The sequence below is a fragment of the Trichococcus sp. genome, from assembly GCF_049684335.1.
Lineage (GTDB): Bacteria > Bacillota > Bacilli > Lactobacillales > Aerococcaceae > Trichococcus.
On the sequence record NZ_JBAVFV010000029.1, the window covers coordinates 1 to 8,298 of the forward strand.

Below are 8,298 nucleotides of genomic sequence, written 5' to 3' on the forward strand. Positions count from 1 at the left end.
TTTTTGTTGTGGGGTTGGTGTTGAAGGAGAAAGCCACATCTACCTTTCGGATGCCACTTCTTCTTTATCCTCGATTTTCTCAAACTTGTAGAGGCGGTGGAGACCGTGCACCAAGTGATTCACTCTCGTCAGAATTTCTTTGCGCGTGATGATGCCGATAAACTTACCGTCATCTTCGGTAACGCACAAGAAATTGTAATCGATCAGATAATTCAAAATATCCTCAAGGTCCGTCCATGGGCGGATAGTCTGTACATTACGGTCCATCACTTCTTGAACCGTAAGTGTCTCAAGTTTGTCATAGCGGATCGCATCGATTTCGGTAATGGCTTTGATGATCATCGGTATGGAAATCAAACCTTTGATGCGGGACTTCGAATCCAAAACGGGAATGACAGAATACTTCACTTGGGACAATACTAGAAATGCATGGTTCAGGTTATTTGAAGAATGCACATTGGCAACATTTTCTCCATGGATCATCAGATCCCCGCACGCGTCATTGTCCAATAATAACCCGGCTACTTCGCTACTAATCATTTTTAATTCCTCCTCAAAGGTGTTCATCCGGCGTCTGAGCCGTCTGTGCCACCTTTATTGCATGTGATCAAAGCATTTGAAATTGTTTGTTCAGGTCGACCATTTCCTGATGGCGGTCATTGTAATAGGTCACTGTGACGGATTGATGATCCAACGTGACGATGCAATAGGTCTTTTCAGTCAGTGCGCCCCGCGGTTGGCTGATGCTGCCTGGGTTGATGAACAGGATGCCATCTTCTTGTTCAGCTTTGGCGATGTGGGTATGTCCATAAAATACCAAGGAAGCGTTCGCTTGCTGGGCTGCTACTTTCAAACCGGCTACGGAGCCTCTCACAGAATGGCGATGCCCGTGGACGACCAACACATTTTTGTTGCCGGCCTCGAATCGGTATTCGTCGTTCATTTGATAATCATAATCGCAATTCCCCATCACGGTGGACATAATCCCCCAGATCAGATCGGAACTGCTCAATTCCGAATCACCGCAGTGGACAAAATGATCAACCCGATTTGCATATCGCAAGGCCAATTCGTTCAGAATATTTTTTTCCCCGTGGCTGTCGCTTACTGCAAGTATTTTTATCATCTAGTCCGCTTCCTTTTCCAGCCAAGCTGCCCAACATTTTTCCAGATTTTTAAGGGCATTCGCGCGGTGGCTGATCTGATTTTTTTCGACATCGCTCAATTCCGCCATCGTCTTGCCTAAATGAGGCAAATAAAACAACGGATCATATCCGAAACCATTGTCTCCGCTCGGAAACTCGGCGATTTCGCCCGCGATATCCCCTTCGACAACCAGACTCTCCCGATCCGGGTGGGCCAACACCAGCGTACAATGGAAGTGTGCTTTTCGGGACGGGTTCTTCTGGGACCCAAGCATCGCAAGCACCTTTGCATTATTGGCGGCGTCACTTTTCGTTCCACCGGCGAAACGGGCTGAAAACACACCTGGTTGGCCATCCAATGCATCGATGCAGATGCCCGAATCGTCCGCCAAGACAGTCATGCCCAACAATCCGGCAATCGTCTCAGCTTTCTTCCGTGCATTGGCTTCAAATGTATAGCCGGTTTCCTCAACATCCTCAATCTCCGGATAGTCCAACAAAGTCACGACTTCATAGCCTTTTGGTTCAAATAGGACGGCGAAATCTCTGGCTTTTCCCGGATTTTTGGTTGCTATCACGATCTTCTTCTTTTCAGTTGCGTTCATCGTATCCCTCATTTCTCAATCATTCTCAATCAAATTTACCAAGTCAACTTTCTCAATTGTGAAATTACTCTGGCCGAGCCAGTTTTCTGCAATGTCCGAAAATAGTTTGGGCGACCCCGTCGTATAAAATCGGTATTCGGATGCTTCCTTGTTGTGCGAGCTTTCCGCCAAACGGAAATAATCCAAGAGGGTGCTCACCTCAGATACCGTTTCAGCACCGGAATCGATTAGGGTCACACAAGGCCCCATCACATTTTGGATGAGCGGTGTCAAAAGAGGATAATGTGTGCACCCCAGAATGAGGGTATCAATCGATTCCTTCAGCAAAGGTTTCAGCGTTTCCGCAACCACTTTTTTGGCGATTGATCCGTTGTATTGGTTACTCTCTACAAGCGGCACAAATTTGGGGCAGCTCATGCTGATGACTGAAATGCCTTTGTCTTTGTCTTTGATGGTTTGTTTATAAACGTCGCTGTTGATGGTGCCTTTTGTGCCGATTACGGCAATGCGTTCATTTTTTGAATGTTTGATTGCCGCACGGCTGCCGGGATTTATTACGCCGATCACCGGAATGTCCACGCGGTCGCGGATGACATCCAAGGCAGCTGCAGTCGCTGTGTTGCAAGCGATAACCAACATTTTGATATCTTTCTTCAGCAGAAACTGTGTCATTTCCCATGTGTATTGAATCACTTCTTCTTTGGGCCTTGGTCCATAGGGGCATCTGGCGGAATCCCCCAGATAATAAATGGATTCATTGGGAAGTTGTTTGATTGCTTGTTTCACGACGGTCAAGCCGCCGACACCAGAGTCAATAAAACCGATTGCTTTTTTGCTCATGCAGTAACTTCCTTTATTTGTTTTCGTATCTCTATTTTACCTTAAGATGCACTGGTTTGGTGAAAATGAGGCAAATTTCATCCGAAATTGCTTCGCTTTTACGGAAAATAGGGTCTCTTTTTCCCAGGGCCATTGCCGATTATTGGCCGTTCAAAAATATCTATGCTACAATTGGCTCAATTTCAATAATCAGGAAAAGGAGTGGACACACAGATGAGTTATCAATCAATCGTAACCGTAGTCGATAAAGGAATGATCGACCGCGTATTCGAAAGCGCGCGCAGCGAAGAGTCCTACTGTGGCACCGTCATCGCCGGCCGTGGATCCGGAATGCATGAGAACAAAAAGCTTTTCAATTTGGCTTTGGAACCGGAAAAGGAAATTTTGCTAGTGTTGACCCAGGCAGAACATTCCGAAAAAATCATCAACCAAATTGAGGAAGCAGCAAACATCACTGCACCCGGGAACGGCATCCTTTTTGGGCTGAACATAAATAGAGTGCACGGTATCAGGTCATAATCACAAACGAAACTCGTTATATCGCGTAATGCGGTATAACGAGTTTTCATTTTAAGTATGGATGGAGAAGCCTGTTCAGCCATTCAGTAAATGGCGTTGCTCATCTTCTTTTTTCCAGTCCGAGATATATTTGAAGACCGGAATCAATAGCAGCATCAATCCCAAAGCTTTCTTAGCATTCCACATAAACATCTTCCTTTCAAGTTGAGTATTGGATTTCTTAACCTTATTATGCCTGATGTTGATAAAAAACGCCATTGATAGGCATCGCCTGAAAATAGGCTCTAGTCACTATTTAAAATACGTGTATAATGAAGTGTACAATTAAGGGGGGAAAAGCAATTGAATCCTGAAAATGAAAATGCCCGTATTATCGATAACGAACACTTCTCCTATTTATTGATAAGGGATTACCTTCTGGGAAACATCCTTGGTGAACATACCAATGAAATTTTGTATTGGGCTGGAAAAGATTTGGCTCGGCAATTCCCGTTAAAAAGTCAGGAAGATCTGTATGAAGCGATGATTTATTGCGGTTTCGGAAAGCTGGAACTGCTCAAAAAAGAAAAAAATACGCAACAATACCGTTTGGAAAGCGATCTGATCACCGTCCGCACCCAAAACGAGCAGGCCTCCTTCCAACTGGAAGCAGGGTTTTTGGCGCAGCAGATCCAGATGACAACCGGCCTCCCATGTGAAGCAAAAGCAGAAATCATAGTCGGAAAAGACAAGAAAAAAGAAGTGCTCATCACCCTGTTCATCGAATGAATCAATATACCCGAACATACCGGCAATTCGTTGTTGGTATGCTCGGGTGTTTTTTGGGGAATTTTTCGCCAATTACTACTCCCAGACCACAATGTCCAAAACAGAAAGAGTTGCCGGATATCCTGAAAAACCAGGACGCCGGCAACTCTTTCTTATTGTTTAGATATATTTTTCAAGCGTTTCTTCAAGCATTTCTTTTGCATGGTAGCCGACTAATTTTTCTACGACTTGTCCATCTTTTTTGATCAACAAAGTTGGGATTCCCATGATACCGAATTGGCTTGGTGTTTGCGGATTAGCATCCACATCCATTTTAGCGAAGGTCACTTTGTCGCCGATTTCTGCATCCAATTCATCGATGATTGGTGATTGCATGCGGCAAGGTCCGCACCAAGTTGCCCAGAAGTCCACCAACACGACCCCATTTTTTGTTTCTGTCTCAAAATTTGCATCAGTTAATATTTTCACCATTGTATTTACTCCCTTCAAAATCTTTCTTTAATATTTCAATTATAGCAGAGGTTTTGCTCAGTACCAATCAATCTGCTCAACCGCGGAACGTCACGATCGTCGCACCGTTTCCCCCGGCATTCATCGCTGCATACTCGTAGGACAATACTTGCGGGTGACGCTTCAGCAAATCGCCCACTCCTTTGCGGAGAGCGCCTGTCCCTTTTCCATGGACGATTGTTACTTGCGGATAGCCAGCCAATAAAGCGGCATCCAAATACTGATCGACTTCAGACAAGGCTTCTTCGTAGCGTTGGCCTCTAAGATCAAGCTGCGTCGCAACGTGACTGGATGAAGCAGATTTGACAGTGGCGATCTGCCTTTGCCTACTTTGTTGTTGCGGCTCTTCTTTGATCAGTCTGAGGTCCGATTCCGGCAACTTCATCTTCATGATCCCCATCTGTACGACCCATTCGGCGTTGCCTTTCTTTTCAACGAGTGTTCCCCGCTGGCCATACGTCTCCGTCATGACTTCATCGCCGGGTTTGAACATTTTCTTCTCTTTTTCTTTGCGCAAGACTTTATTTTTGACCAAAGCTTCCTCTTGACGGAGATCATTGAATTGCTTGCGCAGATCGATCAACTCGTGTTCTTTGATACTGCCGGAGGTGCCCATATTCAGCTGCATCTCACGGATTTCCTGCAACAGCAATTCCGCTTCTTCTTTCGCCGTGTCGACCAACTTGTTGGCCTCTTTTTTTGCATCTTCGATGACTTTTTCCTTATTAGTTTCCAGCTTTTCGTTAGCGCGCTTCAGATCCGCCAACAACTTGTCGGATTCTTCCAACTGCGCTTGGAGCTGCAACGATTCTTTTTCGGTGACGCGTCGCTTCTGTTCCAGATCCGCAATCATTTCGTTCAGATTTTGGCTGTCCACATCGATGAAACTGCGCGCCTGATCGATGATGCTCGGGTTCAAACCGAGTCTCTTCGAGATATCGAAGGCATTGCTTCGGCCCGGAACGCCTATCTGCAGACGGTAAGTCGGAGCCAACGTTTCTCCGTTGAATTCCATGCTGGCATTGATCGTTCCGGAGCGATTGTAACCGTAGGCCTTCAGTTCGGGGTAATGCGTGGTGGCCATGACATAGCTTCCGATGCCGCCGATGTAATCCAAAATCGAAATGGCCAACGAAGCCCCCTCTTGCGGGTCCGTACCGGAACCCAACTCATCCAAGAGAACGAGACTTTTGTCATCGATCTGATTAAGAATCGAGACGATATTGGTCATATGCGAAGAGAACGTACTCAGGCTCTGTTCGATCGACTGTTCATCGCCGATGTCAGCAAAAATTTCCGTGAAAATGCCGATTTGGCTGTCCTCATCCGCCGGTATCTGAAGACCGGATTGGCCCATCATCTGGATGATCCCGAGTGTTTTCAGCATAATTGTCTTCCCGCCCGTGTTCGGACCGGTAATGACGATGGCTTGGTATGCTTCGCCGAGGATCAGATCGTTCGCGACAACGTCATTCTGATCGATAAGCGGGTGTCTGGCTTTCCAAATGGCGATATGGTTTTCTTTGCTGATGATCGGGCGTGTCGCTTTCAGGGAATCGGCATAACGCGCCTTTGCGTTGATGAAATCCAAAGTAGCCAGCACTTCGCTGTTCCCGTACAATTCCTGCGCGAAAGGCTCGATTTCCATCGATAATTCATACAAGATCCGCTCAATTTCCGCTTTCTCTTGCGCAGCCAGCTGGCGCAGATGATTATTCAGATCCAGTATGGCTTGCGGTTCAATGTAAAGCGTTTGACCGGTTGAGCTTTGGTCGTGGACAATCCCGCCGAACTGATTGCGGTATTCGATCTTGACCGGAATCACAAAACGGTCATTACGGATGGTGATGATGGCATCACTGAGGTAAGAGGCTTTGTTGCCTCTGATGATGTCATCCAATTTGGTCCGGATATTCTGTTCGCCCTGCTTGATTCCTGTGCGGATTCCTTTCAAGGCAGGCGAGGCATCGTTCTGGATCGTACCATCTTCATAGACGGTTGCTTGAATCCTTCTTGTGATTTCAGGCAATACGACCAGCCTGTCCACCAGTTCATCCAGGACAAAGAAGGGAATCTCGTTGTCATCGAACCATTGGAAGAATTGGATAATTTCTCTTGTAGTGGACAAAACCCGGCCGATTTCGGCGATTTCTTTTCCGTTCAAGGTTCCGCCTATCTCCAGTCGCTTCAGATGGCTGCGGATGGACTTCAGCCTCGGCATCGGAATCCCACCCTTCAGGCGCAAAACCTTTCTTCCGTCTTCCGTTTCATTCTGCAAAGCAACGACTTTTTCCGGATCAGTTTCGGGCCGCAAAGCCTGAATCTCATCTTTTCCTTGGTCGGTTGCGGCAAAATTCTGGAGTTGTTGTTTTATTTTTTCGAACTCTAATGTTTTACTTATTTTATTATTCATCTGATTCTCCTAAAAAATGCTTCTCTCAAAAAAAGCGGGACGATATAGCACACTATATAGTCCCTTCTGTTTATTTAACAATCCGTTACTGAATGATGCCTACCCACCAGTCGTAGATCAAACGTGAGAAATATGGCGTTTCCGACACCATCCAAGCCGCTAGGTCGCTGTTGACATAAAGCTGTTGGATGTAATCCAACGGAATCATGGATGCGAGCGTCAGCAGCAGGAAAATCCCGATGTATTGCATCAGGAATCCGAGCAAACCGCCGCCGAGCTCATTCAGCTGTTTGATGATCGGGAAGAACGCCAATGAGTTAAGCATGCTCCCGATAAATCTCGTGACAAGCCAACCTGCAAATAACAGCAGGATGAATGCCAATCCATTATAAAACGCCTGATCCAGGACGAAGGACACCTGGTCAGAGTAAAACAGCAATTCTTTGCCGAACTCTACGGATGGGTACGGGACCAAAAGATCGATTTTTTCCGCAACGACGGCATAGTATTCTCTAGCGACCAAGAAAGAAATGAAATATCCTACGGTGTAGACAACCTGCAGAATAAGTCCTCTTCTGACTCCAGTATAGATGCCCCACAATAAGGAGAGCACTATTATCAACGTAAGCATTTGTTCACCTGATTTCTACAGTCTTTTTTCTACTTTTTTCCATTGTGTTCTTGATTTTTAGTGTAAGGCGGAATGGCATTCTCAGCGTTTCTGTTGACACCCAAAGCCGAACGCACTTGCGTCCTGTGTTGAGCCCGTTTCAAAGCTGCCTCGGAAGCGGTTGTCGTCTTCGTCAATTTTGAATTGGATTTCCTGGCCGGCAGGTCGTTGGCTTCACGGGCAGCTTGCTGCAGTTCACTGATTGTCGCTGGCATAGAGTTAACTGTTTGGCTCTCTTTGTCGCGCTTTATTCCAGAAAAGTTAGCCACTGCCTTCTTAGCGGCCGCATTACCGGTCATCTTTTCTGCATTGTGTTCCTTTTCAGGCGTTTCAACCGCTTCAGGTTTGGGCGCCTCGGCTAAAGTCTTCTCCGGCTCAGCCTGTTCTGTTTCCTCAACGGAAGCGGAGTGTGTAACGCTTTGGCTTTCCTGCAAAGCTTTTTCGAGCGCTACAACTTTCAGCAGCAGTTCTTCCAGCTCAAGTTGTTTCGTGATCTGATCGGAAATGGCGTTCACAGCCACTAGAATGCCGCGCTCCTCCCGACCAAGCGCCGGTGCTGCTTGTTTGATCTGTTCCAATTGTGCATTGACCAATTCCGATACAGCAGTCAAATGCTCAGGTGCTTTATTTCCCACAATCGTATAGGTCTTCCCTGCTATGATTGTTTTGAATCTTCTTTTGTTTTCCGTCATATTCAAAGACCGTTGCCATAAATCTAACTAAATCTAGTTTATGTTTGCTTCCCTGTTCTTCGTGCCCGATTTGGTCCTGACGGACTACTTTCGTTTGATGCAGCACTCCGAGGGCGTAAATTCCGATGCAACGAAT

General features: G+C 46.3%; 11 protein-coding genes. 2 read left to right on the forward strand and 9 right to left on the reverse strand.

All coding sequences use genetic code 11. The features are described from left to right. Positions 1–39: 39 nt before the first annotated feature. The 4 genes from cbpB to racE form a co-directional block, all read right to left on the reverse strand. Positions 40–540: a cyclic-di-AMP-binding protein CbpB gene (gene cbpB / locus WBM30_RS05365; RefSeq protein ID WP_424899725.1), complete on the reverse strand. Its 501-nt coding sequence runs from the start codon at positions 538–540 to the stop codon at positions 40–42. Between the two features lie 67 nt (positions 541–607). Further along, positions 608–1,126, reverse strand: coding sequence for a metallophosphoesterase (locus WBM30_RS05370; protein WP_424899726.1), 519 nt, complete (start codon positions 1,124–1,126; stop codon positions 608–610). Beyond that, on the reverse strand, positions 1,127–1,750 hold the full coding sequence (locus WBM30_RS05375) for an XTP/dITP diphosphatase (protein ID WP_424899727.1): 624 nt from the start codon (positions 1,748–1,750) through the stop codon (positions 1,127–1,129). Between the two features lie 15 nt (positions 1,751–1,765). Further along, on the reverse strand, positions 1,766–2,590 hold the full coding sequence (gene racE / locus WBM30_RS05380) for a glutamate racemase (protein ID WP_424899729.1): 825 nt from the start codon (positions 2,588–2,590) through the stop codon (positions 1,766–1,768). A 213-nt stretch (positions 2,591–2,803) separates the two neighbouring features. Here racE and WBM30_RS05385 point away from each other — a divergent pair, with 213 nt between their 5' ends. Both WBM30_RS05385 and WBM30_RS05390 read left to right on the forward strand, forming a co-directional pair. Next, positions 2,804–3,109 carry a P-II family nitrogen regulator gene (locus tag WBM30_RS05385; protein ID WP_424899730.1) on the forward strand — a complete coding sequence of 102 codons (306 nt, stop codon included), beginning with the start codon at positions 2,804–2,806 and terminating at the stop codon, positions 3,107–3,109. A 342-nt stretch (positions 3,110–3,451) separates the two neighbouring features. Then, on the forward strand, positions 3,452–3,877 hold the full coding sequence (locus WBM30_RS05390; protein WP_424899731.1) for a YslB family protein: 426 nt from the start codon (positions 3,452–3,454) through the stop codon (positions 3,875–3,877). 159 nt (positions 3,878–4,036) lie between these two features. Here WBM30_RS05390 and trxA read toward each other — a convergent pair whose 3' ends face one another. The 5 genes from trxA to WBM30_RS05415 all read right to left on the reverse strand — a co-directional run. Next, positions 4,037–4,348, reverse strand: a complete 312-nt coding sequence (gene trxA / locus WBM30_RS05395; RefSeq protein WP_424899732.1) for a thioredoxin — start codon at positions 4,346–4,348, stop codon at positions 4,037–4,039. A gap of 76 nt (positions 4,349–4,424) precedes the next feature. Continuing rightward, on the reverse strand, positions 4,425–6,800 hold the full coding sequence (locus tag WBM30_RS05400) for an endonuclease MutS2 (RefSeq protein WP_424899733.1): 2,376 nt from the start codon (positions 6,798–6,800) through the stop codon (positions 4,425–4,427). Between the two features lie 85 nt (positions 6,801–6,885). Further along, positions 6,886–7,431 carry a CvpA family protein gene (locus WBM30_RS05405; protein WP_424899734.1) on the reverse strand — a complete coding sequence of 182 codons (546 nt, stop codon included), beginning with the start codon at positions 7,429–7,431 and terminating at the stop codon, positions 6,886–6,888. A 29-nt stretch (positions 7,432–7,460) separates the two neighbouring features. After that, positions 7,461–8,105 (reverse strand): hypothetical protein, encoded by a 645-nt coding sequence (locus WBM30_RS05410; RefSeq protein ID WP_424899735.1) that lies wholly within the window; start codon positions 8,103–8,105, stop codon positions 7,461–7,463. Next, on the reverse strand, positions 8,095–8,298 hold a 204-nt coding region (locus tag WBM30_RS05415; protein ID WP_424899736.1), incomplete at its 5' end, for a hypothetical protein. The genes WBM30_RS05410 and WBM30_RS05415, both read right to left, overlap by 11 nt.

What these genes read in the sequence shown, in the direction of transcription:
- WBM30_RS05400 (WP_424899733.1), bottom strand. Translation starts at nt 6,800, where the DNA reads ATGAATAATAAAATAAGTAAAACATTAGAGTTCGAAAAAATAAAACAA.
- cbpB (WP_424899725.1), bottom strand. Translation starts at nt 540, where the DNA reads ATGATTAGTAGCGAAGTAGCCGGGTTATTATTGGACAATGACGCGTGC.
- WBM30_RS05375 (WP_424899727.1), bottom strand. Translation starts at nt 1,750, where the DNA reads ATGAACGCAACTGAAAAGAAGAAGATCGTGATAGCAACCAAAAATCCG.
- WBM30_RS05405 (WP_424899734.1), bottom strand. Translation starts at nt 7,431, where the DNA reads ATGCTTACGTTGATAATAGTGCTCTCCTTATTGTGGGGCATCTATACT.
- racE (WP_424899729.1), bottom strand. Translation starts at nt 2,590, where the DNA reads ATGAGCAAAAAAGCAATCGGTTTTATTGACTCTGGTGTCGGCGGCTTG.
- WBM30_RS05370 (WP_424899726.1), bottom strand. Translation starts at nt 1,126, where the DNA reads ATGATAAAAATACTTGCAGTAAGCGACAGCCACGGGGAAAAAAATATT.
- trxA (WP_424899732.1), bottom strand. Translation starts at nt 4,348, where the DNA reads ATGGTGAAAATATTAACTGATGCAAATTTTGAGACAGAAACAAAAAAT.
- WBM30_RS05385 (WP_424899730.1), top strand. Translation starts at nt 2,804, where the DNA reads ATGAGTTATCAATCAATCGTAACCGTAGTCGATAAAGGAATGATCGAC.